The sequence below is a fragment of the Brachybacterium timonense genome (assembly GCF_900258505.1).
GTDB lineage: Bacteria > Actinomycetota > Actinomycetes > Actinomycetales > Dermabacteraceae > Brachybacterium > Brachybacterium timonense.
In genome coordinates, this window is the sequence record NZ_LT984895.1 from 2,457,602 (window position 1) to 2,482,977 (window position 25,376).

Annotated in this window: 21 protein-coding genes and 3 pseudogenes; 10 read left to right on the forward strand and 14 right to left on the reverse strand. The window is 66.3% G+C overall.

The genetic code is table 11. The annotated features are described in order from the left end of the window. Positions 1 to 19 precede the first annotated feature (19 nt). Complete coding sequence (gene ychF, locus C8271_RS10920) at positions 20 to 1,105, reverse strand: redox-regulated ATPase YchF (RefSeq protein WP_106507310.1); 1,086 nt, start codon at positions 1,103 to 1,105, stop codon at positions 20 to 22. A 105-nt stretch (positions 1,106 to 1,210) separates the two neighbouring features. On the opposite strand from ychF, the gene C8271_RS10925 reads away from it, so the two are divergent. Then, entirely contained in the window at positions 1,211 to 2,398 is a 1,188-nt protein-coding gene (locus C8271_RS10925) for a DNA recombination protein RmuC (protein WP_106507311.1), read from the forward strand. A 48-nt stretch (positions 2,399 to 2,446) separates the two neighbouring features. On the opposite strand, the gene C8271_RS10930 is transcribed toward C8271_RS10925, so the two are convergent. Continuing rightward, on the reverse strand, positions 2,447 to 4,447 hold the full coding sequence (locus C8271_RS10930) for a VWA domain-containing protein (RefSeq protein ID WP_245921109.1): 2,001 nt from the start codon (positions 4,445 to 4,447) through the stop codon (positions 2,447 to 2,449). A gap of 272 nt (positions 4,448 to 4,719) precedes the next feature. Next, the gene (locus tag C8271_RS10935) at positions 4,720 to 5,730 is read right to left on the reverse strand and encodes a 4-hydroxy-3-methylbut-2-enyl diphosphate reductase (protein ID WP_106507312.1); all 1,011 of its coding nucleotides are present in this window, start codon (positions 5,728 to 5,730) and stop codon (positions 4,720 to 4,722) included. Between the two features lie 222 nt (positions 5,731 to 5,952). On the opposite strand from C8271_RS10935, the gene xseA reads away from it, so the two are divergent. Continuing rightward, entirely contained in the window at positions 5,953 to 7,323 is a 1,371-nt protein-coding gene (gene xseA / locus C8271_RS10940) for an exodeoxyribonuclease VII large subunit (RefSeq protein WP_106507313.1), read from the forward strand. Then, on the forward strand, positions 7,320 to 7,601 hold the full coding sequence (locus C8271_RS10945) for an exodeoxyribonuclease VII small subunit (protein ID WP_106507314.1): 282 nt from the start codon (positions 7,320 to 7,322) through the stop codon (positions 7,599 to 7,601). Before xseA ends, C8271_RS10945 begins: the two co-directional genes overlap by 4 nt. A gap of 7 nt (positions 7,602 to 7,608) precedes the next feature. Here C8271_RS10945 and C8271_RS10950 read toward each other — a convergent pair whose 3' ends face one another. Next, a complete protein-coding gene (locus C8271_RS10950; protein ID WP_138774562.1) occupies positions 7,609 to 8,031 on the reverse strand; it encodes a hypothetical protein in 423 nt (140 codons plus the stop codon). A gap of 147 nt (positions 8,032 to 8,178) precedes the next feature. Further along, on the reverse strand, positions 8,179 to 8,763 hold the full coding sequence (locus C8271_RS13980) for a DUF4245 family protein (protein WP_245921110.1): 585 nt from the start codon (positions 8,761 to 8,763) through the stop codon (positions 8,179 to 8,181). A 57-nt stretch (positions 8,764 to 8,820) separates the two neighbouring features. On the opposite strand from C8271_RS13980, the gene C8271_RS13985 reads away from it, so the two are divergent. From C8271_RS13985 to C8271_RS13885, 3 genes are all read left to right on the forward strand, one after another. Beyond that, positions 8,821 to 9,732: a carbohydrate kinase family protein gene (locus tag C8271_RS13985; protein WP_106507316.1), complete on the forward strand. Its 912-nt coding sequence runs from the start codon at positions 8,821 to 8,823 to the stop codon at positions 9,730 to 9,732. Positions 9,733 to 9,828: 96 nt separating this feature from the next. After that, positions 9,829 to 11,238, forward strand: a complete 1,410-nt coding sequence (locus tag C8271_RS10965) for a class II fumarate hydratase (protein ID WP_106507317.1) — start codon at positions 9,829 to 9,831, stop codon at positions 11,236 to 11,238. A gap of 73 nt (positions 11,239 to 11,311) precedes the next feature. After that, positions 11,312 to 11,890 carry a hypothetical protein gene (locus C8271_RS13885; protein ID WP_170957869.1) on the forward strand — a complete coding sequence of 193 codons (579 nt, stop codon included), beginning with the start codon at positions 11,312 to 11,314 and terminating at the stop codon, positions 11,888 to 11,890. A gap of 19 nt (positions 11,891 to 11,909) precedes the next feature. Here C8271_RS13885 and phoH2 read toward each other — a convergent pair whose 3' ends face one another. Next, on the reverse strand, positions 11,910 to 13,220 hold the full coding sequence (gene phoH2 / locus C8271_RS10975; protein ID WP_106508034.1) for an RNA 5'-3' helicase PhoH2: 1,311 nt from the start codon (positions 13,218 to 13,220) through the stop codon (positions 11,910 to 11,912). Between the two features lie 341 nt (positions 13,221 to 13,561). Beyond that, positions 13,562 to 14,320: a polyprenyl diphosphate synthase gene (gene uppS / locus C8271_RS10980; RefSeq protein ID WP_106507319.1), complete on the reverse strand. Its 759-nt coding sequence runs from the start codon at positions 14,318 to 14,320 to the stop codon at positions 13,562 to 13,564. 196 nt (positions 14,321 to 14,516) lie between these two features. On the opposite strand from uppS, the gene trhA reads away from it, so the two are divergent. Next, positions 14,517 to 15,356 carry a PAQR family membrane homeostasis protein TrhA gene (gene trhA, locus C8271_RS10985; protein ID WP_106507320.1) on the forward strand — a complete coding sequence of 280 codons (840 nt, stop codon included), beginning with the start codon at positions 14,517 to 14,519 and terminating at the stop codon, positions 15,354 to 15,356. 13 nt (positions 15,357 to 15,369) lie between these two features. On the opposite strand, the gene C8271_RS10990 is transcribed toward trhA, so the two are convergent. Both C8271_RS10990 and mca read right to left on the reverse strand, forming a co-directional pair. Beyond that, positions 15,370 to 15,741 (reverse strand): hypothetical protein, encoded by a 372-nt coding sequence (locus C8271_RS10990; RefSeq protein WP_106507321.1) that lies wholly within the window; start codon positions 15,739 to 15,741, stop codon positions 15,370 to 15,372. Next, complete coding sequence (gene mca, locus C8271_RS10995; RefSeq protein ID WP_106507322.1) at positions 15,738 to 16,727, reverse strand: mycothiol conjugate amidase Mca; 990 nt, start codon at positions 16,725 to 16,727, stop codon at positions 15,738 to 15,740. Before mca ends, C8271_RS10990 begins: the two co-directional genes overlap by 4 nt. Before the next feature lie 238 nt (positions 16,728 to 16,965). On the opposite strand from mca, the gene C8271_RS11000 reads away from it, so the two are divergent. Together C8271_RS11000 and greA are read left to right on the forward strand one after the other, a co-directional pair. Continuing rightward, positions 16,966 to 17,358: a DUF4307 domain-containing protein gene (locus C8271_RS11000; RefSeq protein ID WP_106507323.1), complete on the forward strand. Its 393-nt coding sequence runs from the start codon at positions 16,966 to 16,968 to the stop codon at positions 17,356 to 17,358. Positions 17,359 to 17,555: 197 nt separating this feature from the next. Beyond that, positions 17,556 to 18,044: a transcription elongation factor GreA gene (greA, locus tag C8271_RS11005; RefSeq protein ID WP_106507324.1), complete on the forward strand. Its 489-nt coding sequence runs from the start codon at positions 17,556 to 17,558 to the stop codon at positions 18,042 to 18,044. 113 nt (positions 18,045 to 18,157) lie between these two features. On the opposite strand, the gene C8271_RS11010 is transcribed toward greA, so the two are convergent. Both C8271_RS11010 and C8271_RS11015 read right to left on the reverse strand, forming a co-directional pair. Beyond that, positions 18,158 to 19,318: an AI-2E family transporter gene (locus C8271_RS11010; RefSeq protein WP_106507325.1), complete on the reverse strand. Its 1,161-nt coding sequence runs from the start codon at positions 19,316 to 19,318 to the stop codon at positions 18,158 to 18,160. 335 nt (positions 19,319 to 19,653) lie between these two features. Beyond that, positions 19,654 to 20,692: pseudogene (locus C8271_RS11015) on the reverse strand (IS3 family transposase). A 389-nt stretch (positions 20,693 to 21,081) separates the two neighbouring features. On the opposite strand from C8271_RS11015, the gene C8271_RS13725 reads away from it, so the two are divergent. Further along, the gene (locus C8271_RS13725) at positions 21,082 to 22,116 is read left to right on the forward strand and encodes a hypothetical protein (RefSeq protein ID WP_138774563.1); all 1,035 of its coding nucleotides are present in this window, start codon (positions 21,082 to 21,084) and stop codon (positions 22,114 to 22,116) included. Between the two features lie 653 nt (positions 22,117 to 22,769). Here C8271_RS13725 and C8271_RS11025 read toward each other — a convergent pair. From C8271_RS11025 to C8271_RS11035, 3 genes and pseudogenes are all read right to left on the reverse strand, one after another. After that, positions 22,770 to 22,961: pseudogene (locus C8271_RS11025) on the reverse strand (ferritin); the annotation flags it as partial. Positions 22,962 to 22,969: 8 nt separating this feature from the next. Continuing rightward, entirely contained in the window at positions 22,970 to 24,538 is a 1,569-nt protein-coding gene (locus tag C8271_RS11030; protein ID WP_106507327.1) for an IS1634 family transposase, read from the reverse strand. Between the two features lie 324 nt (positions 24,539 to 24,862). Beyond that, positions 24,863 to 25,363: pseudogene (locus C8271_RS11035) on the reverse strand (ferritin); the annotation flags it as partial. Between the last annotated feature and the right edge of the window lie 13 nt (positions 25,364 to 25,376).

Consider the following 25,376-nt stretch of genomic DNA (forward strand, 5'->3'; position numbering starts at 1 on the left):
GTCGATCTCAGACGGCGGGTCACACGTTGAAGCGGAACTCCACCACATCCCCATCGCGCATCACGTAGTCCTTGCCCTCCATGCGCACCCAGCCATGAGCCTTGGCCTCGGCCATGGAGCCAGCCTCCATGAGCTGGTCGAAGGAGACGATCTCGGCTTTGATGAAGCCGCGTTGGAAGTCGGTGTGGATCACGCCGGCGGCCTCAGGTGCAGTGGCGCCCTTGGGGATCGTCCAGGCGCGGGATTCCTTCGGGCCGGCGGTGAGGTAGGTCTGCAGGCCCAGGGTGTCGAAGCCGACGCGGGCGAGCTTGTCCAGGCCGGCCTCATCCTGGCCGGTGGATTCGAGCATTTCGGCGGCTTCGTCGGCATCCAATTCGATCAGTTCGGCTTCGAACTTCGCATCGAGGAAGATCGCCTCAGCCGGGGCGACCAGCTCGCGCAGCTGCTTCTGCATGGCCTCATCCGCCAGGCCCTCCTCGTCGGTGTTGAACACGTAGATGAAGGGCTTGGCGGTCATCAGCTGCAGCTCACGCAGCTCAGCCACGTCAATACCGGCCTTCTCGGCCCCCTGGTACAGGGTGACACCGGTCTCGAGCAGCTCCTTGGCCTTCAGCACGTTCTCCAGCACGCTCGGCTCGATGGTCTTGCGCTTGGTCTCCTTCTCCAGGCGCTGCATCGAGTTCTCGATGGTCTGCAGGTCCGCGAGGATCAGCTCGGTGGAGATGGTCTCCATGTCACCCTCGGGGGTGGTGGAGCCCTCCACACGGGTCACGTCCGGATCCGAGAAGGCACGAGTGACCTGGCAGATCGCGTCGGCCTCACGGATGTTGGCGAGGAATTTGTTGCCCAGGCCTTCGCCTTCGCTGGCACCCTTGACGATGCCGGCGATGTCCACGAAAGACACGGTGGCGGGCACGAGTTTCTCGCTGCCGAACACGCTCGCGAGCTGAGCAAGCCGCGGATCCGGCAGGGGCACCACGCCGACGTTCGGGTCGATCGTCGCGAACGGATAGTTCGCGGCGAGCACCTCGGCGCGGGTGAGGGCATTGAACAGGGTGGACTTGCCAACGTTGGGCAGTCCGACGATTCCGATAGTGAGAGCCACGGTCCCCGAGTCTACGTGCCCTGCGAGGCGTACGGCTCGTCGCAACGGCCAGCCAGGTCAGCGCGCCTCAGTTCGTTTGTCACACCCCTCTGCTGTGCTGGAGGCATGTCAGCCACCACCGCACTTCTCATCGGTCTCGTGATCGGGCTGCTGCTGGGCGCCGCACTCATGCATCTGGCTCGGCGCAGCACCGCTGGCGCGCAGGACTCCTCCGCGCAGGTTCTCGCACTGGCCGATGAACGTTTCGAGCGTGATGCCGCCCGACGGGACGCCGCAGAGCAGACACAGCTCGCTGCCCTGCAGCAGACTCTCGCCCCGATCTCTTCATCACTCGGCCAGCTCGAACGGTCTTTGGCCCGCACAGAGCGGGCGCGTGCCGAAGCCGAGGGCTCACTGCAGGAGCATCTGCAGCAGCTGGGCAGGCGCACCGAGCAGCTCTCCTCCGGCACTAGTGCCCTGACTGCCGCCCTGCGTGCCCCCACCGCGCGCGGCCGCTGGGGTGAGGTGCAGCTGCGGCGCATCGTGGAGGCTGCCGGGATGCTCGAGCACGTGGATTTCACCGAGCAGCTGCGCTCACAACGGGCCGACGGGGAGGGCGCCCAGTTACCGGATCTCGTGGTGCACCTGGCCGGTGATCGGCAGGTGGCGGTCGATGCGAAAGCACCGATGGACGCCTACCTCGACGCCATCGACGAGCCGGACCCGCAGCGTGCAGCCCGGCGCCGCGCCGCACACGCGAAAGCGCTGCGCGGGCACGTGGATCGTCTCGCCCGGAAGTCCTACTGGGCGGCACTCGGGGACACCCCCGAGTTCGTGGTGCTGTTCGTTCCCTCCGACGGTGTGCTCGCCGCCGCTCTCGAATCCGATCCGGACCTGCTCGAGCACGCCTTCGGGGCCGATGTGGTGGTGGCCTCCCCGGCAACGCTCGTCGCACTGCTGCGCACGGTCGCGCATACTTGGCGCACCGACGCCCTGAATCGCGACGCCCGCACCGTGTTGGAGACCGGCCGTGAGCTGCATCAGCGTCTCGGCACGATGACCTCCCATCTGGGCAAGCTCGGGCGGTCCCTGGACGCGTCGGTCGCGGCGTTCAATGACACCGTCGGGTCGCTGCAGTCACGTGTGCTCGTCACCGCCCGGCGTTTCGAGGACATGTCTCTGGTGGCCAAGCCCGTCACGGAACCGGATCAGCTCACCCGCCGCGCCCGGCACCTCAGCGACGAGGAGATCGCAGACCTCGCCCAGGCCGACCACGACACCGGGCAGCCGCGCAACGGGAAGCAGGCCAGCTGAGCACGGGAGCTGTACCTGTCCCACGTCAGCGAACTCTCCTCCGCAACCTCAACGACCCGCCGTCAGGCGCCGCAGCAGCACCATCCCTCCAATCGCGGCGCCCGCGATCACGGCACCGGCCAGCAGACCTCCGGCCACCACCCACACGATCGGCGGAACACGCGGCCCCGACCCGTCGGTCTCCAGCGGAGCCGCCGTCGCCCCGCCATCAGATGGTTCACCACCACCATCCGAAGCGGGTGTTGCACCAGGATCGGTCGCCGTGCGGTCCTTCAACGCGCCCTGACCGGAGAACTCCGGGCCCTGCGTCACCTCCCCCACCACGTCGGTGTCCAGGGTGTAGGGCACCTCGAACAGGCGCGTCGCGTCATAGGTCGACGGCACAAGAGCAAGCTGCAGGTAGTAATCACCCGCCAGGAACGACGTCTTCGCAGCAGTGCCGCCCGTGGCGCGATTCTGGAACTGCACCCGCGTCGCCTGGTTCAGCTGCACCTGCATCCCAGGTGTGGCCTTCGCAGAGAAGCCCCCGGATGACGCGTCCGCGTTCGGCGGCACGACGCTGTACACGCTCTCGCGCAGCGGGGAGATCAGCTTCGCCTCCAGCGTCAGCTCCACCCCCGGCGGCGGCTCGAACTCGCCCAGCTGCACGGCGGTACGCAGCTGCTGCCCGTACTGCACCGGCACACGGAAGAACTGCACTTCACCAGGGATGATCGTGCCCTGCAGCGCCTCCCCACCGGCGTCAACGGCGGAAGCAAAAGAGAACGCCGGCTGGATCCGTTCGCCACTGCCGGGCTGCGGCAGCGCCTCCAGCACCCGCGGCTGCTTCTCGGAAGCCGGAGGACGATCCAGATGCACCTCCTGTTCGATGAATACCTGCACCTCCACCGGCACCGCCATCCCCTTCGACGGGTTACCAGTGCGTTCAACCTGCAGGATCACTCGCCCGTCGGCGTTCTTCCCGAAGCAGGCGAGGTTGTCTGTTTCCGCCATCCTGGGCGTGGCCACAGCCGCGGTCACCGGCCCGTCACCCAGGTTCGCCTCCACACGGGAGGTCGAGTCACCCACACGGCAATCGGAGCCGTCCGGGGCGAGAGTGCGCACCGCCAGCTGCGCCACGCGGTTCGTGGCAGCCGCGCCAGGCGGCAGCACCATCGTCGCGGCAATGTGCGCGACCTCGCCGGGGGCCAGCTGCAGCGAGTAGTAGCGGGAGGACCCCTGCCCATCCCCCACCGCGTCGCTGCCGGTCTCGAGCATGTCCAGATAGCTGCCGGGCTCGATCGCCACAGCATCCTCGACGCTCTCCCCGCCGTGCACGGGCAGACCGGCGGCGTCATATCCCTGCAGAGCGCGGGTCATTTTCACCAGCAGCTCATCGCGCAGCGCCACCGCGTCGGTGGCGTCCGCATAGGTTCCGCCGGTGGTCTCCGCGATGCAGGAGAGTTCGTTGCGGGCGGCATCATCGGCCTTGAAACCGATCGTGTGCACGGCCAGCTCCGGATGAGCCTGGGCGAGGTCCGCCGCGACCTCGCACGGCGGCGGGTCCCCGCACTCGTCGATGCCGTCGGAGACCAGCACGATCGAGCGCAGCTCGGAGTCTGGCAGCTCCTCTTCCGCTGTGCGCAGCGCCAATCCGATCGGTGTGAACCCGGCAGGCTGAACCTTCTGGGTTTCGGTCAGCAGCCGGTCGCGGTCCAGGCCTTTCGCCGGTACCAGGGTTTTCACGTCCTGGCAGCCGCGAGACCTGTCCGCAGCAATCTCGGGGGCCGAGTTGCCGTACGTCATCAGACCGACGCTCGCATCGTCGGGCAGCAGCGGCACCAGGATGGACACCGCTTCCTTCGCTACATCCATGCGGGAGCGACCATCGACGTCCTCGGCGCGCATCGAACCGGAACCGTCGAGCACGAGCATCGACGGGGCGGTCCGGCCGGTGTTGGTGGGCTCGGCGAGGGCCTGCGGGGCCGGCAGACCCATCAGACACCAGGCGGCCACAAGCAGCACAAGCATCGTGAGCGCGGTGGGACGGGAACGAAGCAGGTCTGGCACCGTGCCATCATCGCCGGTCACAGCACGTGCTGTCAGGCTCAGGAAGTGAATTCCGGGCAACGATGCACCCGCTCCACCCGGTCACGGCCACAATCGCGGAACAGTCGACGCCAGGGCACCGTCGACGCCAGAACGCTGACGGGCGCTGCCGCCCCACTCCCTTTCGCGACGGCACGAGGCGGCGCCGCATCGTGCGGGGTGACGAGGCGGTGTCGGGGATTTCGGGGGTACAAGGCGGTGCCGCGTCGTACTGCGTGACGCGGCGAGCGGGGTCAGGACTCCTGGGCGCGTCGCGCGGAAGCGCGCTGGCGCGTATCCACCTCACCAGCGGCACGCATCTCGACGCGCAGCTCACGGGGCAGGGAGAACATCAGATCCTCGGTGGCCGTGCGTACAGGCTTCACATCGCCATAGCCGCGGCGTTCAAGCTCCTGCAGCAGCTGCTGCACGAGAACTTCCGGCACTGACGCCCCGGAGGTGACGCCCACGGTGCTGACACCGTCGAACCATTCGTCGCGCAGCTCCTGCACGGAGTCAATACGGTGCGCCTGCGGGGCACCGGCCTCGAGCGCCACCTCCATGAGCCGCACCGAGTTCGAGGAATTCGGGGAGCCGACGACGAGCACCAGATCCGACTCAGGGGCAATCTTCTTGACCGCCACCTGCCGGTTCTGGGTGGCGTAGCAGATGTCGTCACTGGGCGGAGACTGCAGCTTCGGGAAACGCTTGCGCAGCAGATCCACGGTCTCCATGGTCTCGTCAACGCTGAGGGTGGTCTGGGAGAGCCACACGACCTTCTCCGGGTCACGGACCTGCACGGAGTCGACGTCTTCCGGGCCGTTGACGATCTGCACATGCTCGGGGGCTTCACCAGCGGTGCCCTCGACCTCTTCGTGGCCTTCGTGGCCCACCAGCAGGATGTCGTAGTCCTCGCGAGCGAAGCGCACGGCTTCCTTGTGGACCTTGGTGACCAGCGGGCAGGTGGCGTCGATGGTGCGCAGGTTGCGTTGTTTCGCCATCTCGCGCACTGCTGGGGAGATGCCGTGCGCGGAGAAGATCACGAGCGATCCTTCAGGGACTTCATCGACCTCGTCGACGAACACGGCGCCCTTCTCCCGCAGACGGTCCACCACGTATTTGTTGTGGACGATCTCGTGGCGCACGTACACGGTCTCGTCGTAGTGCTCGAGGGCCCGCTCGACGGCGACGACAGCGCGGTCGACGCCTGCGCAGTACCCGCGAGGCTCGGCCAATAGAACTGTTCCGGTGCTCACAGGCCCCATCGTAGAGACGGGCGGCTGGATACTCACGTCCCTGCCACCTGGCTCACTCTCAGAGCCGACGTGCTCGTATCGCACGCTGCCCGGCACTGTTGCGCACGGCCCACGCTGCCTGCGGTTGTGGTCCTCCATCGGGTGGACGGGCGCTGTCCCTCCCCAGTCCTCGCTATGCACGACAGCTCGATCCGGACTCGTCTGTCACAGTGCCGTGGGAGAGTACAGAGCATGACGGGATTCGACAGCAGCAGCGGCCCCGGGCCCACCGAGCAGAGCGGCGGTGTCGCTCCGGTGCCTGCGGGTGAGCAGCCGCGTGCGCTGGCGGCCACCGCCGCACAGACCACCGCAGAGAACCCGTGGCCGCTGCGGCAACTATCGGTCAAGGTCCAGGAGTATGTAGCCCGCATGTCCCCTCTGTGGGTGGAGGGCGAAATCGTGGAACTCAAACGCCGCCCCCGGTCCGGGCTGGCGTTCATGATGCTGCGAGACCTCGAGGTGGACATGTCGTTCTCGGTGCCGATCCGGGAGCATGTGCTGCGGCGCCTCACGTTCGACCCGGTGCCCGGTTCGCGTGTGGTCGTGCACGCGAAACCAACGTTCTGGCCCAAACGCGGCAGCCTGCAGCTGGAGGCCTCGGACATGCGACCGGTGGGGCTCGGTGAACTGCTTGCGCGGCTGGAGACCCTCAAACGGGAGCTTGCCGCGGAGGGCCTGTTCGATGCCTCCCGCAAGCAGCCGTTGCCGTTCCTTCCGGCCACGGTCGGGCTGATCTGCGGCCGAGAGTCCGCGGCGGAGCGGGACGTCGTGGTCAACGCGCGTCGCCGTTGGCCTGCCGTGCAATTCGCTATCCGGGAAGTGGCTGTGCAGGGAGACCGCGCCGTGCGGGAAGTCTCCGCGGCGCTGCGCGAGCTGGATGCCGACGACGACGTTGCCGTGATCATCATTGCCCGCGGCGGCGGCTCGCTCGAGGATCTGCTGGCGTTCTCCGACGAGCAGCTGGTACGCCTGGTGGCGGCTGCACGCACCCCGATCGTTTCCGCAATCGGTCACGAAGTGGACACTCCGCTCATCGACCTGGTGGCGGACGTGCGCGCCTCCACGCCGACGGATGCTGCCAAACGCGTCGTGCCCGATATCCAGGCGGAAGCCGAGCAGCTCACGCTGCTGCGCACCCGCGCCCGCAGCGCCATCCGTGCCCGGATCGACCGTGAACAGACTGGGCTCGACGCCATGCGTTCCCGCCCCGTGCTCGCGCAGCCACAGACGATCCTCACGGCGCCGCAGGAGCTGATCCGCGGGCAGCTGGCGCTTGCCCGCACCCTCGTGGGCGTGCGCCTGGATCGCGCCCAGGACCAGGTGAGTCATCTGCAGCGTCAGGTGCGGGCGCTCAGTCCGCTTGCAACCCTTGAGCGTGGCTACGCCGCAGTGCAGCTGGCGGACGACGGCGCGCTGGTCCGCTCCCCCGCCGATGCACCCGTCGGTGCGGCGCTGTCGATCCGCACGGCGGGCGGCCGATTCGGTGCTACACGCACCGAGCAGGACACCTACACGCCGGGCTCAACAAACCCGACCTCCCCTGATGAAGGAGACCAGCCATGAGTGAGAACACGACGCGCGACGCTGACGCGACCGATCCTGCCGCGAGCGATGACGCGATGCCGGAGGACATCACGGCGCTCTCCTATGAGCAGGCCCGTGATCAGCTGATCGAGGTGGTACGCCAGCTCGAGTCCGGCACCGGGGGCCTCGAAGAGTCGATCACCCTCTGGGAGCGCGGCGAAGCACTCGCGCGGCGCTGCCAGCAGTGGCTTGACGGCGCCCGCACACGACTGGATGCCGCTGTGGCCGCGAACGGCGAGGACAGCGCCGAACGGTGACCCGCGCTCAGGCGCCGATCGCCGCGATGGTCTTCTGCGCCGTGGGCACCATGGCAAACGTGCCGATGACGATGAGCACGCCCAGGATGATGTGCGGCCAGGTCGCCCCCAGCTCACCCAGGGCGATCTGCACGATCATCAGCACGAGCATGCCGCCAACATGCCCCAGCACGCCCATCTTCCCGGCCTGCTTACCGGCCACGAACGCCGCGATCGCAGCGACGAGCACCACGAGCGCCAGCATCATGCCCAGCACCTTGTGGACCGTACCCACGCCGACGCCGGACATCATCAGCACCCCGAGCACCAGCTGCAGCACGAGAACAGCAACGCACACCCAGGCCAGCGGCACGAAAGCGAGAGCCATGCCCGAGGGGCGTCGGCCTGCCAGCGCAGTCGAGGCAGAAGAAGAAGGCTGAGAAGTCGTCATGCCTCCACCGTACCCACGTGTGGACGTGCAGCGGCTGTGAGCTCCACTGCGACAGATGCGCGCCCTGCCGCGCCATGTTCCTTCTGTGGCCCCGCCGGCGCCTGTCCATCCACGCACCAGGATGACCATGCACACGACGTAGCCAGCTCAGCGTTCGGCCGACTCCAATGCCGCAGCCGCCAGCTCCTCCAGCTCGTCATCCTCCGCCAGGCCATGCACAACGATCCCGTGATCGCCACCGTCGCAGGCGAGTCCCCGCTGCCCCTCGCCGTCACCACTGCCTTCCAGCAGCGTGCAGCGCACACCGTGCACAGTGCGCTCACCCACCTCGCGCGCGCCCGGCACGGCGCCGCTGAGCAACACCCCATCCAACTGGTCACCCTGTTCGATCGCCACGAGATTCCCCGCAGGCGAGCTGTAGCGAACCTCCCAGCGAGCCGGAGGCCCCGCATCGAACCGTGCCGAGCGCGCCGACCAATCCCCGCCCGGCTGCGGCACGGCCACAGGGAAGTCCACCAGCTCTTGTGCTCGCTCGGCACTGCCCGCCACATCCACCTGAGCATTCGGCACCGGGGTGCGCTCGAAGTCCTGCTGACTCCCCACACCGAAGAAACCCACCGCCACGACGACCACCACCGCCATGGTGAGCACCAGCGCCCACACGATGTTACGCAGAGACGAGTTCATCAGCCGCTTCTTCGGCGGCCGCGGTGCGGCGGGAGGCTGGGTCATGACCCCTATTGTCCCGGTCCGTTCGCTCCGCTCGGTGAAACCTGCGATGATCGACCGGTGACCGCGACATTCCTCACCGTCGGAGAAGCCCTCACGGACATCGTCGTCCAGCCGGATGGCACGCGCCGCGAGTATCCCGGCGGCTCTCCCCTGAACGTGGCCGTGGCGCTCGGACGCCTGGGCCATCACTCCCATCTGCTCACCCGCATCGGTGACGACGAGCGCGGTGCCCGTATCCGCGCCCACGTCGAAGAGTCCCATGTGGTACTCACCGATGGTTCAACGAAGCCGGGACGCACCTCCACCGCAGAGGCGACCCTCGCCGCGGACGGCTCCGCCACCTACATGTTCGACCTGGCCTGGGATCCTGACCCGCGCAGCCTGCCGCAGAACATCGATGCTGTGCACACCTCATCGATCGCCGCCGTGCTCGACCCGGGTGCCGCCACCGTCGCGAGTGTGCTCGAGGATCTGCGCGCCTCCGCGACCATCAGCTACGACCCCAACGCCCGCCCCTCCCTCATGCATAATCCGGAGCCGACCCGCGAACGTGTCGAGCAGATCATCCGCTGCGCTGACGTGGTCAAGACGTCCGACGAGGATGTTGCCTGGCTGTACGGCACCGACGATGTTGAGGACGTCGTCGCCTCGTGGCGTGAGCTGGGCCCGAGCCTGACCGTGCTCACCCGCGGCGGCGATGGTGCCGTCGGCTTCACCGAGGGTGGCCGCATTCAGGTGGCGCCCGTTCGTGTGGACGTCGCCGACACCGTCGGCGCAGGAGACACGTTCTCCGCCGGCATCCTCGACGCACTGGCTGCCCGCCACCTGCTCGGCGCCCAGAACCGCGAGGAGCTGCGCGCTATGCCCGCCGACGACGTAGCCACCGTGCTGCGACGTGCCGCGGCACTCGCCGCCATCACCGTGTCCCGGCCGGGGGCGAACCCGCCGTGGAGCACCGAACTGTCCTGACCCGACCCCGGCTGCGACCCCACCGGCCCCAACGATGGACGATCCCGGGCGCAGCCTCCCGCACCGCACCACACCACACCGAGGAAGGCACCGAGCATGACCGAGTCCGTCGCATCGCAGGGCGAGTACCGCATCGAGCACGACACCATGGGTGAGGTGCGGGTTCCCGCCTCAGCCCTGTACCGGGCCCAGACCCAGCGCGCCGTGGAGAACTTCCCGATCTCCGGCCAGGGCCTCGAACCCGCCCACATCCACGCTCTCGCACAGGTCAAGAAGGCAGCGGCCCGCGCCAACGCTGAGCTGGGTGTGCTGGATCAGCAGATCGCCGATGCGATCATCGCTGCGGCCGACGAGGTCATCGCGGGGCAGCACGATGACCAGTTCCCCGTGGACACGTACCAGACCGGCTCCGGCACGTCCTCGAACATGAACATGAACGAGGTGCTCGCCACCCTCGCCTCACGCAGCGGTGTCGAGGTGCACCCCAATGACCACGTGAACTGCTCGCAGTCCTCCAACGACGTGTTCCCCACCTCGGTGCATGTGGCCGTGACCAGCTCGGTGGTCAACCATCTGCTGCCTGCGCTCGACCACCTGGCGACGGCTCTCGAGGCGAAGGCGGAGCTGTGGAAGGACGTGGTCAAGTCCGGCCGCACCCACCTCATGGATGCCACGCCCGTGACGCTCGGCCAGGAGTTCGGCGGCTACGCCGCGGCGGTCCGCTACGGCATCGAGCGCGTCGAGGCGGCGCTGCCGCGCACCGCTGAAGTCCCCCAGGGCGGCACCGCCGTGGGCACCGGCATCAACACCCCGATCGGCTTCCCGCAGAAGGTGATCGCGAACCTCGCCGAGCAGACGCAGCTGCCGCTCACCGAGGCCCGCAACCATTTTGAGGCGCAGTCTGCGCGCGATGGTCTGGTGGAGATGTCCGGGGCGCTGCGCACCATTGCCGTCTCAGTCACGAAGATCTGCAACGACCTGCGCTGGATGGGATCCGGTCCGAACACGGGGCTGGGCGAGATCGCGATCCCTGACCTGCAGCCGGGCTCCTCGATCATGCCGGGCAAGGTGAACCCCGTGGTGCCGGAGGCTGTGCTGATGGTGTGCGCGAAGGTCGTCGGCAATGACGCAGCCATCGCCTGGGGCGGGGCGCAGGGCGCTTTCGAACTCAACGTGCAGATCCCGCTGATGGGCACCAGCCTGCTGGAGTCCGTGCGGCTGCTGGCGAACGCATCCACGGTGCTCGCCGACAAGACCGTGGACGGGCTCACCGCGAATGAGGAGAAGGCGCGGTTCTACGCGGAGGCGTCCCCGTCGATCGTCACCCCGCTGAACAAGCTGATCGGCTACGAGAACGCTGCGAAGATCGCTAAGAAGGCTGTGGCCGAGCGGATCTCTGTGCGTGAGGCCGTGATCGCGCTGGGGTACGTCGAGCGTGGTGAGCTCACGGAGCAGCAGCTCGACGACGCCCTCGACGTGCTGTCGATGACCGCGCCGAAGGCCTGACCACGCTCCGTCCGGCCTGCCCCGACGCGCGCAGGCCGGGCCGGCTGGCGTACAGCGCGCGTACACTCGCGGCATGAGCGAGAACACGCATCCCCGCTGGACGCAGGAGCACGTGGTGCGCCTGAGCATCCTGGTCTGCCCCTCCTCCCCGTCGGCTGCTGCCGCCGTTGATGCGGCGGTGGGCGCCTGGTTCGCGGAGCTCACCCCGACGTCAGATCAGGACGCACGAGACACACCCGTCGAGCATTCCCCCGGTGGGGCGGCGAACGACCCCGATACCGCCGCGTCCGGCACCGACGCTGCTCCCACCGCGTCCGACACCGACACGGCCCCCGCCGCGTCCAACACCGCCGCTTCCCCATCCGCTCCCGATCCGGCGAGCATCTCTCGCCTGAGCGGCGGCAGCGTGCTCGCCTATCGGATCATCGAGACGGGGCTTGGGGATGCGACTCGGCTGCTGACGGTGCTCTCCGGCGGCGAGGACGGCCTGGACTCCGCGGGCACGGAGGCGCAGCACCTGCAGGACATCCTGGATGAGCATGACCCGGGCGCCGCCCGTACCGCGCTTGAACAGTGGCAGGAGGACGACGGCCCCTGGATCACGATCCCGCCGAGCCGTGCCGCCGCAGTGCAGGACCATCGCCTGATCTGAGGATCGAACGCGCCCGTCGTTACAGCACGGGCTCGTCGAGCACGTGCGTGACCAGCTCAGCCACCTTCGAGCGCTCCGAGCGCTGCAGCGTGATGTGGGCGAACAGGTCGTGGCTCTTGAGCGCCTCCACCACCGAGGCGATGCCGTCGTAGCGGCCGATCCGGAGGTTGTCGCGCTGCGCGATGTCATGGGTGAGCACCACGCGGGAGTTCTGGCCGATGCGAGAGAGCATCGTCAGTAGCACGTTGCGCTCCAGGGATTGCGCCTCATCGACGATCACGAAGGCGTCGTGCAGGGAGCGGCCGCGGATGTGTGTCAGCGGCAGCACCTCGAGCATGCCGCGTGAGAGCACTTCGTCGATGACGTTCTGAGAGACCATCGAGCCGAGCGTGTCGAACACCGCCTGGCCCCAGGGACCCATCTTCTCCTGCTGGTCGCCCGGCAGGTAGCCGAGCTCTTGGCCGCCCACCGCGTACAGGGGGCGGAACACCATGATCTTGCGTTGCGTGCGACGCTCGAGCACCGCCTCGAGCCCCGTGCACAGGGCAAGTGCGCTCTTGCCGGTGCCGGCGCGTCCCCCCAGGGACACGATCCCGATGGACTCATCCAAGAGCAGGTCGATAGCGATGCGCTGCTCGGCGCTGCGACCGGCCACGCCGAACACGGTCTGATCACCCGGCACGAGCCGCACGGACTTGTCACGCGTCACACGCCCGAGCGCGGAACCCCGCGGGCTGGTGATGGTCAGCCCTGTGTGCACGGGATGGTGGGACACATCGGGGATGTCGACGAGCTGCCCGTCGTACAGGGCGCTCATGGTCTCCTCGTCCACGCTGGTGGTGACCATGCCGGTGTAGCCGCGGTCGCGGGCGAGCTCGGCACGGTACTCCTCAGCGTGGATGCCGGAGGCGGAGGCCTTGATCCGCATCGGCAGGTCCTTGGAGACCAGCACCACGTGCTTGCCCTCCAGCTGCAGGTTCTTCGCCACGGCGAGGATGCGGGTGTCGTTATCGCCCAGCCGGAACCCGTCCGGCAGGGACGCGGTGTTCATGTGGTTCAGTTCGACATGCACATGCCCGCCGTCCTTGCCGATCGGCAGCGGCTGGGCCAGGTTTCCGTAGCGGTCGCGCAGATCGTCGAGGATCCGCAGCGCCTGGCGCGCGAAGTAGCCCAGGTCGGGGTGGTGACGTTTCGCTTCGAGTTCGGTGACCACCACGATCGGCAGCACGATGTCGTGCTCGGCGAAACGAGTGAGCGACAGCGGGTCTGCCAGGAGCACGGAGGTGTCCAGCACATAGGTGATGGTGCCCACCTCGAGGTCCGCGAGCATCTCCTGAGCCGCCTGGGGGCGCAATGAGGGCACTACGGGGGTGTCGTCCTGCTGGATGGGGTCCGCACTGTCGGTCTGGGCCGACAGATCGCGGGCTGTGGTGGTCTCGTCCATGGGAGCCTCCCGTCATCACGCGGTTGCCTGGACACTATCGCCAGCGGACCCCGCGTTCGGGTGAGCCGCCCGGGATACCGCCCGGACGTTCACCCGATCGTCATGCGGCGTTCCCGGGCGGTGACGGTGAGGTACCCGAAACGCTGCGGCACATGTCGCCGGTGCGCAGCAGCGCTCTGTCCTGTCGTCGGCAGACGGCGCCAGGGAGCGGCCCGTCGGCCTGTGCATCAGGCGCCGAAGCGGCGCTCGCGCTTGCAGAAGTCCCGCAGTGCCCGCAGCAGGTCCACGCGCCGAAAACCCGGCCAGTACGTCTCGCAGAACCAGAATTCGCTGTGCACGGACTGCCACAGCAGGAAGCCGGACAGCCGCTGCTCACCGGAGGTGCGGATGATCAGGTCGGGATCGGGCTGGCCGGCCGTGTACAGGTGCTGGGCGATGGATTCGACGCTGATGGCCTGGGCGATCTGCGCCGCATCCAGGCCCTGGTCACCGAGATCGAGCACAAGCTCTCGCACAGCGTCCACGATCTCTTCGCGTCCGCCGTAGCCGATCGCCACGTTCACGGTGAGGCCACGGGTGGGCTCCGCGTCGCTGCGCAGACAGGTGATCGCCGCACGCACCGGGGCGGGCAGGATGTCCGCGTTCCCGGCCAGTCGCACGGCGTATCCCTCACGCACCAGCAGGTCGACCGTATCGGTGATGATCCCGTACAACGCGTCGAGCTCCTCGGGGGGCCGACGCAGGTTGTCGCGGGAGAGCATCCACACGGTGACAAGCCCGATGCCGAGCTCTTCGCACCACTGCAGGAACTCGGGGATCTTCGCGGCGCCCATGCGGTGCCCCTCGGCGGTGCTGGCCCCGGTGGCCTTGGCCCAGCGACGGTTGCCATCGATGATCACACCCAGGTGGCGGGGCAGTTCGAAGGCAGCGAGTTCCTTGAGCAGGCGCCGCTCGTACACGCGGTACAGGAGGCCGTCGTCGTCCATGGCTCCTCGCTCGATCACTGGCCTAGCCGCGGGGCGACTCCCCGGCCGCACGCCCGGTCTGTCACCGCGGCGTTCGACCATTATCGGGGATCCGCCGACGCGTTCGCGGCTGTTCATGGGCTCGCCCGTGAATCCTCACGAGATCGACACAGCTCAGATACTGCGGGCTACGGAACCGTAGGTTACGCTTCCGTACATGACGTTCGATCACCAGCACGCGCCACACGCAACAGCGCAGCGTCCCGGCGACAGCTCCACGCAGGACCCCGCTCTGCGCGAGGCGATCGACGCTGTTGAGGAGGCCGGCGGGATCCGCGACGAGGACATTCCCACAGCTGACAGCCACCCCTTCGCGCCACGCACGCTCACTCGCGCAATGGCCACGCGAGCTCGCGCACTCGGCCTGCAGCTGCCCAAACCGCGTCTGCGCGGAGTGATCCACCTGGTGACCTTCCCCACCGTGCTCGTGGCGGGCATGCTGCTCGTGGCATTCGGGCAGAGTCTTGCGATCCGCCTGGCCTGCGTCGTCTTCATCGTCACCGCTGGAATGCTGTTCGGCATCAGCGCCACGTATCACCGCGGCACCTGGCGACCCCAGCACGCGATCATCCTGCGGCGCTTCGACCACGCGAACATTTTCTTGATCATCGCCGGCACATACACGCCGATCGCCGTGGCGCTGCTGGAGCCGCGCGACGCCGCAACACTGCTGATCATCTGCTGGGCTGGGGCCGCCGTGGGGGTGATCTTCCGGCTGTTCTGGACGGGCGCTCCACGCTGGCTGTACGTGCCCGCCTACATCGCGCTGGGCTGGGTGGCGATCTTCTACATGCCGGAGCTGCTCGCGGGCGGCGGCTGGGCCGTGGTCTCGCTCATTGTGGCTGGCGGTGTGGCCTACACGGTCGGTGCCGTGATCTACGGCCTGAAGAAGCCTGACCCGTCACCGGCCTGGTTCGGGTTCCACGAAATCTTCCATGCCTGCACGGTGGCCGGTTTCGCCTGCCACTTCCTGGCGGTCGCGCTGTCCGTAGGCTGAGCGCACAGCACGGTCAGGCCTTCGGGCGGTCCGACTCCCCGGCGCTGTCGGCATCCTCGCCGCGGCCCGTCTCCTCGCCATTGTCTGCACCGTTGGCCCGGCCGTCCGCACCGTCGGCCCGGCCGTCTGCACTGTCGGTCTGCTCGCGCGCTGCCTGCTCCTGTGCCTCCCGGCGCAGCCGGACCCGCTCGCGCGCGGTGATCCGACGGATGTGGCGAGTCATCGACAGGATCAGCAGCAGCACCGCGACGGCGAGGAACGCCATCGCGATGAACCCGCCGAGCCCCGGGGAGACCGAGACCGCGTCGAACTCGAAGCCGTCCGAGGGCGACGGTGCGGTCAGCAGCGTGCCACCGGCGGTCACCACGAGCGCAGCAGAGCTCACCGCTCCTCCTCACGGGTCTGTGTGCGGGTGCTCGCTCCAGCGCCGACGGGTTTCGCTCCAACGCCGACGCGTTTCGTTTCGGCGTCCGCGCTGCTATCGAGGGGCCGGATACCGGCGAACAGGTCTGTCTCCGGAAGCGTGACACCGATCCGGGACATGCGCAGTTCGTAGTCCTCGGTGCCCCATGCGGCACGCTCATCGTCGTGGCCGATGGCGAAGAAGAATCCGTCGGGGTCGACCTGGGTGGCGTGAGCGCGCAGCGCCGCATCGCGCACCTCGAGGTAGTCGCGCACATCGATCCGGGTGGTGAGCAGACGATCCGAGCGCGGGTCGTACCGCTCCAACCAGGTCTCCAGGTCCGCGTTCGCGCGGCCCTCCTCCCGCAGGTAGCGGGCGATGGCGTCCAGGCGCTGCCGGTTGAAACCGTTGACGTAGTAGACCTTCAGCACGCTCCACGGCTCCCCAAGTTCCGGCGCGAACGCAGGATCCGCGGCGAGGTCGACAGCGCGCAGGCTGATGCGGTGGCACTGGATGTGGTCGGGGTGGGGGTAGCCGCCGTTCTCGTCATAGGTGGTCAGCACATGTGGTCGCAGTCGACGCACAGCCTCCACCAGGGGACGGGCGGCGTCGTCCACGGACTTCAGGGCGAAGCAGCCGTCGGGCAGCGCCGGCAGTGGATCACCTTCAGGCAGGCCGGAGTCGACGAAGCCAAGCCACTCATGGTCCACGCCCAGCACCTTCTGGGCGCGCGCCATCTCCTCGCGGCGCACATCGACGAGGTTCTTCATGAGGTCCTCGTCGCCTTCCAGCTGCGGGTTGAGGATGTCGCCGCGTTCACCACCGGTGCAGGTGATCACGGTGACGTGCACGCCTTCACGGACATACCGCGCCGTGGTGCCTGCGCCCTTGCTGGATTCGTCATCGGGGTGCGCGTGCACCGCCACCATGCGAAGTGGCTCGCCAGGGGCGGGGAGCTGGATGGTCACGGTTCACCTCATCGAGGTATCGCTGCGGCTGCGCGATCGTGCCGGATCGTGCGCGCAGATACGGACATGAGTGCAGGCGGCGCCGGGGGACGCGCCACCGCACGAGCCTACGCCACCGCTGATGCACGCCCGCGTCTGGTGAGACACGGTCCGACACATTCCGTCTCGACAGGCCGTCTCACCGGCGCAGACGCTGGTCCTGCGCTCTACCACCGGACGTTCTGGGACACTGAGGTGCATGAGTATGACCGAAGAGCAGCGGCGCGCGCGCTACGGCGGACCCCTGGTGACTCCGCGCGCCGCGCGTCTGCTCGCCGTCGCTGTGAGCGTGGTGTTCATCGCGGTTGTTGTGGTGGTGGGCCTGCGGTTCGCCGATCAGCCGGTCAAAGGGAACCTGGTCACGTATGAGCATGTTGCACCGGACCGGATCGCAGTGACGTTCACCGTGTCGATGCGACCACACACGGAGGCCAGCTGCACGATCCAGGCGATGAACGCGGGCGCTGCCCAGGTGGGTTTCGTGGACGTGCCGATCCCGCCGCAGGAGCAGCGGGTCTCGCGTCATCGCGTCGAGATCGCCACGCAGGGGGAAGCGGTCTCAGCGGAGATCCTCACCTGCACCCGCCGATGAAAGAACGCCACGTGGGCCGTTGCCTTGCCCACACCCGCGCCTGCTGATCGACCAACCGGTGTATCCTGCTCCGATACCGGCAACGTGCCGGAGTCATACACCCGCACACGGGGCGCATGAGCACATGTGCCCCGTGATTCGTGTCAGAGGGGCATCTTCGCCTCTCCATGATCTGGAACGACCACAGGAGTGATCCTATGAGCAGCCAGCCGAACAGCGCCTGGCTCACCCAGGAGGCATACGACCGCCTCGCCCGTGAGCTCGCCGAGCTCGAGGGCCCGGGCCGCACCGAGATTGCCGAGCGGATCGCCGCTGCTCGCGACGAGGGCGACCTCAAGGAGAACGGCGGCTACCACGCCGCCCGTGAGGAGCAGGGCAAGATGGAGGCCCGCATCGCGGACCTGCAGCGCCTGCTGAAGAACGCCGTGGTCGGCGAGTCCCCGGAGGACGACGGCGTGGTCGAGCCCGGCATGGTGGTCACGATCGAGATGGCCGGCAAGGAGCGCACCTTCCTGCTGGGCAACCGCGAGATCGCCGACGGTGAGGACATCGAGGTCTACTCGACCGAGTCACCCCTGGGCGCTGCGATCGACGGCTCGAAGGTGGGCGAGAGCATCGACTACACAGCGCCGAACGGCAAGAAGCTCCCCATCACGATCCGCAAGGCACATCCGTTCCACGGCTGATCGCAGCCAAGCCGAGCCATAGCTCGGCATGAACAGGATCACGAGCAGGGGCCGGGCATATGCCCGGCCCCTGCTCGTGTGTCTGGGGAACCGTCCCGTGCGCGGACGTGAGATCAGCTCCGTGCGCTGCGCTCCAGCTCGCGGTAGTACTGGGCTGCCGCGTCGTCCGTCCCGAGTTCGGGGTTGGGGTCACGCCCCACGAGGTACAGCATCGTGGCGTTCACGAAGGCGATCATCGGGATCGCGAACAGAGCGCCTGCGATGCCCGCAACCATCGCGCCGAGGGCGACGCCGAGGAACACGCCGAGCGGGTGGAGAGCCACGGCCTTGCCCATGAGGAAGGGCTGCAGCACGTTGCCTTCGAGCTGCTGCACCGCCACCACGATGCCCAGCATGATCAGAGCCGGCACGACCCCCTTCATCACCAGCACGATCAGCACCGCGATCGCACCCGACAGTACGGCACCGATCAGCGGGATGAAGGAGAACAGGAACACCAGCAGCCAGATCGGCACGCCGTAGGGAGCCAGGCCCAGGACGACGATGCCGATCGCGATGCCGGTGGCGTCCACGCCGGCCACCAGGATCTGGGTGCGGGCGTACTCGGCGAGTGCCCGCCAGCCGCGGCGGAAGGACTCATGGGTCGCACCGCGCGCTGCTGGCGGCAGCAGACCGACGACCCAGCGCCAGATCTGCGGCCCACCGGCGAGAAAGAAGAACAGCGAGAACAGGCACACCACGATGCCGGTGACGATGTTGCCGAGCGTCGATGCCGTGCTCAGGGCACCGTTGACCAGACCGTCAGCGTTCTTCTGCAGCTGGGTGAGTGCCTCATCGACCGCGCTGTTGATCATCGGCGCATCGATCTGGAACGTGGTGGTCACCCATTGCATGAGGGTCTGGAATCCCTCGACGGCCTTCGTCTGGATATCGGGCCACTGTGCGATCAGCTGGCGACCGGCGAGGGTGAACATGCCGGAGACCACCAGCAGAAGCCCCACCAGTGCCACGGCAGCCGCGGCGCTACGACCCAGGAATGTGTACCGCGTCAGCACGTTCACCAGTGGGGCCAGCAGCGCAGCCAGAAGCACCGCGATCAGCACCGGAACGACCAGTGTGGAGACCTTGGAGACGCCCCACAGCAGGAGTGCGGCAGCAGCGGTGATGACGATCAGTCGCCAGGACCACGCCGCCAAGCGGCGCACGCCCAGTGGAATATCAGCCACCTCAGGCGACACAGCGGGCGGGCGACGGGCAGGTTGCAGCTTCGCCATAAGGGTCCTCTCAGCGAACGTCGGCACAGCCCCGCGGGATGCGCATGCCGACGCCGCTCAACAACAGATCGGGCGGTCGCGCGTCACGGCGACCACCGCTCATGCTAGCTGTTGCGGGTTGTGATGCTCAGGCTGGACGACCGGTACGAGAGAGGGTCCTTGACCGACATGACAAGTGGCGCTGTGTCAATGTATGTGCAGTCGGAACGGTCAAGTCCCTGGAAGTGGTGTAGCGATCCTTCGCTTGGGGGTTGGGCGGTCAGGGGGGACTGCTGCACGTTTAGGTGACAGTCGGGGTGTCAGGCCGCGAGGGCGACCGGTTTCATGATGGTTTCCTATTCGATGGGGGTCAATCGGCCCAGGCGGGCCTGTTGGCGGCGCCGATGATAGGTCCGTTCGATCCAGGTAATGATCGCGATTCGGAGTTCTTCTCGGGTCCGCCACCGCTTGCGGTCCAGGACGTTCTTCTGGAGCAGGGCGAAGAAGGATTCCATCGCGGCGTTGTCGCCGGCGGCGCCGACCCGGCCTATCGATCCGACGAGGTGATGGCGGTTCAATGCGTGGACGAATTGTCGTGATCTGAACTGGCTCCCGCGGTCCGAATGCACGATGCAGCCGGCCGTGTCCCCACGTCGAGCTACCGCGCTGTCCAGGGCGTTCACCGCGAGACGAGCCTTCATCCGGTCGCTGATGGAGTAGCCGACGATACGACCGGAGAACGCGTCCTTGATGACGCAGAGGTAGAGCTTTCCCTCGGCGGGCCTGGACGCTTGCTGTTCTTGCCGCGCTTCTTCCCGAAGACGGACCACCACTGGTTGTCCCGACAGATCTTCCACGCTGTTCGCTGGCTCATCACCTCGCCAGCAATGGCGGCTTCATCCGCGAGGAATCGGTAGCCGAACGCAGGGTCGTCGCGGTGGGCGTCGAACAGGGCGTTCGCCCGATACGCCTCGACCAGTTCCGACGGGGTGACCTGCTGTTTCCGCCAGCGATAGTAGGGCTGACGTGAGAGCTTCAGGACCCGCAGGGACACCGCGACGGGGATTCCATCGGCGGCGAGCTCGCTCACGAGCGGGTGGAGCATTTTCCCGGCAGGTTCGTCTGAGACAGGTAGGCAGCGGCACGGCGCAGGACCTCGTTCTCCTGCTGAAGCAGACGGATCTGCTTGCGGGCCTCCCGCAGCTCGGTCGACTCCTCCCGAGACGTGCCGGGACGGTTGCCCTCGCCAATGTCGGCTTGGCGGATCCGCGTATACAGCGTCATCTCGTGGATCCCGAAGTCCTTCGCGATCTGCGCGATGGTGACACCGTCCTCACGGGACCGGGCCACCCGCACGACATCCTCACGGAACTCTCGGGGATAGGGAGCGGACATGATGCACATCCTTCCAGGCCGCCCGATGGGCAAGCCAGATCAGATGTCACCTAAACGTGCAGCAGTCCCTTCCTCACCCGCTGCCGCCTCAACCTCACCCCCGACATCAGCCCAGCGGGGCCACCACAAGCTCTCTACCCCCCTGACCGAACTACCCCTCCCAGCGAAGGATCGCTACACACCACTTTCAGAGACTTGACCCGCACGACTTCTCCACAGCCTGCACGAAAAGTAAGCCAAACACGAACACATAGTAATTGATTATTCAACATTAGGAAATCTGGATGGACTGTGACATCCTCTCGGGTAGCAGACGCGGTTCACTGCCGAACATCGTCGACACCCAGGGGCGGCGCGCCACAGCAGCCCACAAGAGGACAGGGACCACCATGGCCAAGCCACTTACGCAAGTTACTGCCATTTTGACAGTGTCGGCCAGCATTCTCACGGCAGCATTGATTCCTGCATCAGCATCCCCTCCGCTGGACACAGTTGAAACAATCCTGCACGCAACGCCAGCGTCGATCATCGATAGCGCAATCCCCATGCGGTTTAACCAAGATGGCACCGAAGCTAGTGATATAAACGAACTCGTGACACTCGAGGAAGGGCTCGGTGGTCGAACGACCGCCGAACTACCCGGTAAGACTGGCGTCTCAATTTCTCTTCCGGTGGATTATTCAGAGACTCAACATGCGACTCCTGGGAGCAAGACGATATCCTGGGAAGATGGAAACGGCGTGGTGTTTACGCCACTAGTCACCCGAGAGGGAGACGTACAGGTCAACACCATAATTCCAGATGCTAACGCGCCACATTCCTACTCATATGAGATAGACATCCCTAGCAACGCCCAGGTGGTACAGGCAGGCGATGCACACCTATTCATTGGAGCTGACGGCTCACTGCTTGCAGGCCTCGCCCCGCCCTGGGCTACCGACGCTAACGGGAAAGCAATACCAACGCGTTTTGAGATCGAAGGAAAGACTGTTACCCAGATTATCGATTTCAACGAGGCGACCGTATTCCCTGTTGTAGCCGACCCCTTTCTAGGAAAGAACCTATTCAGCTCCATTGGGAGCAAATATGGGAAATACTACGGCGTCAACACCAATGTGGTCACTCTTAACCTTAGCGCGTGGGGATGGGCAGTATACATCAACAATGTTTCAATCGTCGGCTTTGCGTCAGGGCAGTATGTACTAAATGACCTCGGATGGAAGGAGGCTCTCGCCAAGGGCGGAAAGGTAAAAGCCCTCCTCCTCTCAAAGCCGAGCATGCGGCAGCAGTTCTCATGTCATGCACTCGGAGCGCCTTTCGCTGGAACTTGGGAGCTGGAGACATTCAGGAAGAATCGGACCCGGAGCTGGACTTATGGCGTCGGGATCCATCGCTGTAACTGGGTCACCGCGGACGGCAAATAAGCTCCTGCGATTGGGCGAGCATCCACACTCGCTACCCGTCGACCCAAATCGCATAGCGCTTTATGCACTCACTTTGGAGGCGCCGTGAACAGCCGAACTAGCATTACACGTGGCGTTGCGCCAAAAACCATCACCTCTATCCTATTGGTTATAGTCCTTGCAGCTGCAGGATTATTGGTCGCAAGATCCTACCTATTTGGCGAGCCAACCATTGCCGATATCGTTTCTGAGCACCCTGACGTAGGGGGTGGCGCCCAGGAAGTCACACTCGAGTACTGCTCCAAAGAGATTGACTGCGTCGAAGCCTGGAAGACAAAGTATGGGGTCTACGCGCGATTCAGCTCGGAACTTAAGGCCGAGCACTGGGGCGAAATATTCGGTCCAGAAGGTGCACGGTGGAATAAGTTTGCACTCGACGCCAGGGGCATGAATCTCACGTCGGACCAGCGAGAAACCGCAGTCCAAATACTCCTCGCGTATGACGGCATCTAACACACACAATTAGACCTAGGTGGCCGATGCAATTTCTCCGATGGCTGCACTTATCAAGGAATTCCTGCTGTCAAGCATCATGACGCCGCGCCAGTAACGAGGACCGCCCCATCGCCATACCACCAGACAGGACGGACTAGCCCGGTCAGGCAACGCGAGCCTCAACCCTCTGTGTTCTCGGTGCCGGCGGGAACGCGGCTGCCCAGCTCCGAGTCCAGGCGGAGTAGGCCGGAGCCGTCGTCACCGATCAGGCGGATCCGACCGATGATCTCGGAGACGGTGGCTTCCTCCTCGATCTGCTCGTCGATGAACCAGTTCAGCAGCGGACGTGCATCGAGGTCCCCTCCTGACTTGCACAGGTTTAGTGACCCGTGGCGTCTGGGGTCTGGAGGGCGTGGAGGATGTGGCGGGCGTCGTCGGTGAGGGGATCGGCCGCGGTATGGAGGTGTCCACCGATGTTGATCTGGACTTCGAGCAGCGGCTTCAGGGTCCGGATGATCCTGCGGATGCTGAAGCCAGTCTTGGCCTGGAGATAGCGAGCGATCGCAAGCGCGGTGAACACGATCGTCAGGTGCGCTTCGATCGCGTCGCGTTGCCGATGGAACATGGGCCTGGCCTGGAGGTCTGTCTTGCTCATTCGGAATGACTGCTCGACGTGCCAGAGGTCGTGGTAGCTAGAGAGCACCTCACTGGCGGGCATGATCCGTGCGGGGATGTTGGTGACGTAGCCCTTCAATCCCGCTAGTGATCTGGCCTGCGCGAGAGAGGTTTCATCGAGGATGCGGCCGGCAGCGGTGGTCTTCACGAACCGGGTGCCTTTCACGTTCGCGTCTCCCGCGATCACGGCCCGAGCCCGGTTCTCCTGCTGGGTGAGGGTGTGCTGGGCATGCAGGTCGCGCTTGCGGGAGTAGGACCAGATCGCCCGCCAGTGCCCGGGATGCTGCTCCCGCTCCCCGACCGGCTCCTGATGGCCCCGCTGGGTGCCGGGCTTGGTGTTGCCGTGGCGCGGGGTGATGGTGTCGATCAGCTGACCATCAGTGAACGCGTCCCCGTTCCAGTGGAAATGATTGGCGAGGTCACCGGGCGCTTTCTTGGGCCGCGAGCCGACGATGAACCGCAGCCCTGCCTCGTCGATCGCGTTCAGGTTCTCCATCGAGAGCATTCCGGCGTCCGCGACGACGACGATGTCTGCCAAGCCGTGACGCTCCTGGAACTGCTTGATCATCGGCACGATCGTGCGGGTCTCGGCGTGATTGCCCTCGTAGCAGCCGATCTCCAGGGGGAACCCGGCCCGGTCCACGAGCAGGCCGACCACGATCTGCGGGTCCACGCGGCGTTCCTTGGAGTAGCCGACCTTGCGTCGGGCGTCTTCGTTCTCGGCCTCGAAGTAGAGCGTGGTGACGTCGTAGAGCACCAGCGAGACATCACCGCTGGTCCAGACGTGCTCGAAACACTTCCTCGCGATCTCGTCGCGATAGTCGCACTGCGCGCACCGGCGCAGCGCGGCGTGGAACGTATTGCGGTGCACGGGATCGATGCCGACCTCGCGAAGGACTCGCCGGGAATCGCTCATCGACGTCGGCTCGATCAATCTCGCCAGGACGAGCTGGAAGAACGCCTCGTCGTCGACCACATCGAAACCGAGACGGCGCCAGGCGAGCTCGAGAGCTTCCAGAAGGAATCGGCTGCGTCGGTGCTGCATCGTCAAAACGCCAGCACTCGGGGCAGCAGCGCTGGTCAGCTCGAGATCGAGCGTCTGCTGTCCTGCGTGCAGCCGCTCGCGGCCCAGATGCATCAAAGCCGCCAGCTCCGCCTCGGAATGCGCTGAGCCGAGGTGCTCGAGGACCCGGTTACGACGTCCCTCCTTCGCGACGATCTGGACGGCCGTCGCCCCGGAGGCAGTCTTCACCTTCCTCAAGAACGGAGCCATCGCCCGATCCTACCGCCCCATTAGTGACCCATCCCCACGACCGAAACCCTGTTGACCAGCATCAACAACGCGGGAACTACCACGAACCGCACTCACCTGTGCAAGTCAGGCCCCATCGCCATACCACCAGACAGGACGGACTAGCCCGGTCAGGCAACGCGAGCCTCAACCCTCTGTGTTCTCGGTGCCGGCGGGAACGCGGCTGCCCAGCTCCGAGTCCAGGCGGAGTAGGCCGGAGCCGTCGTCACCGATCAGGCGGATCCGACCGATGATCTCGGAGACGGTGGCTTCCTCCTCGATCTGCTCGTCGATGAACCAGTTCAGCAGCGGACGTGCATCGAGGTCCCCTTCNGAGTCCAGGCGGAGTAGGCCGGAGCCGTCGTCACCGATCAGGCGGATCCGACCGATGATCTCGGAGACGGTGGCTTCCTCCTCGATCTGCTCGTCGATGAACCAGTTCAGCAGCGGACGTGCATCGAGGTCCCCTTCGGCGTCGGCCGCACGGTACAGCTCGCGGATTGCCTCGGAGACCTTTTCTTCATGGGCGAGGGCCGCCTCGAAGATCTGCACCGGGGTAAGGCCAGCGGGCACATCGGGCTGTTCGATGGTGCTGATACGTGCGGCGCCGTCACGGTCGACAACGTGGTCGATGAACTTATTGGCGTGCACGACCTCCTCATCGGCCTGGGCGCGCAGCCACTGGGCCATGCCGGAGAGGTCCTGCTGGTCGGCCTCGATCGCGAGCTGCCGGTAAGTGATACTGGCGGCGAGTTCGAGGGTGATCTGATCGTTGAACTTGTCCAGGAGTGAATCGCTGAGCTTCATGCCTTCAGCGTAA

Coding starts and splice junctions, on each gene's coding strand:
- C8271_RS10925 (WP_106507311.1), top strand. CDS start 1,211: ATGTCAGCCACCACCGCACTTCTCATCGGTCTCGTGATCGGGCTGCTG.
- C8271_RS10935 (WP_106507312.1), bottom strand. CDS start 5,730: ATGGGGCCTGTGAGCACCGGAACAGTTCTATTGGCCGAGCCTCGCGGG.
- xseA (WP_106507313.1), top strand. CDS start 5,953: ATGACGGGATTCGACAGCAGCAGCGGCCCCGGGCCCACCGAGCAGAGC.
- C8271_RS10945 (WP_106507314.1), top strand. CDS start 7,320: ATGAGTGAGAACACGACGCGCGACGCTGACGCGACCGATCCTGCCGCG.
- C8271_RS10950 (WP_138774562.1), bottom strand. CDS start 8,031: ATGACGACTTCTCAGCCTTCTTCTTCTGCCTCGACTGCGCTGGCAGGC.
- C8271_RS13980 (WP_245921110.1), bottom strand. CDS start 8,763: ATGACCCAGCCTCCCGCCGCACCGCGGCCGCCGAAGAAGCGGCTGATG.
- C8271_RS10965 (WP_106507317.1), top strand. CDS start 9,829: ATGACCGAGTCCGTCGCATCGCAGGGCGAGTACCGCATCGAGCACGAC.
- C8271_RS13885 (WP_170957869.1), top strand. CDS start 11,312: ATGAGCGAGAACACGCATCCCCGCTGGACGCAGGAGCACGTGGTGCGC.
- phoH2 (WP_106508034.1), bottom strand. CDS start 13,220: ATGCTCGCGGACCTCGAGGTGGGCACCATCACCTATGTGCTGGACACC.
- uppS (WP_106507319.1), bottom strand. CDS start 14,320: ATGGACGACGACGGCCTCCTGTACCGCGTGTACGAGCGGCGCCTGCTC.
- trhA (WP_106507320.1), top strand. CDS start 14,517: ATGACGTTCGATCACCAGCACGCGCCACACGCAACAGCGCAGCGTCCC.
- C8271_RS11000 (WP_106507323.1), top strand. CDS start 16,966: ATGAGTATGACCGAAGAGCAGCGGCGCGCGCGCTACGGCGGACCCCTG.
- greA (WP_106507324.1), top strand. CDS start 17,556: ATGAGCAGCCAGCCGAACAGCGCCTGGCTCACCCAGGAGGCATACGAC.
- C8271_RS11010 (WP_106507325.1), bottom strand. CDS start 19,318: ATGGCGAAGCTGCAACCTGCCCGTCGCCCGCCCGCTGTGTCGCCTGAG.
- C8271_RS13725 (WP_138774563.1), top strand. CDS start 21,082: ATGGCCAAGCCACTTACGCAAGTTACTGCCATTTTGACAGTGTCGGCC.
- C8271_RS11030 (WP_106507327.1), bottom strand. CDS start 24,538: ATGGCTCCGTTCTTGAGGAAGGTGAAGACTGCCTCCGGGGCGACGGCC.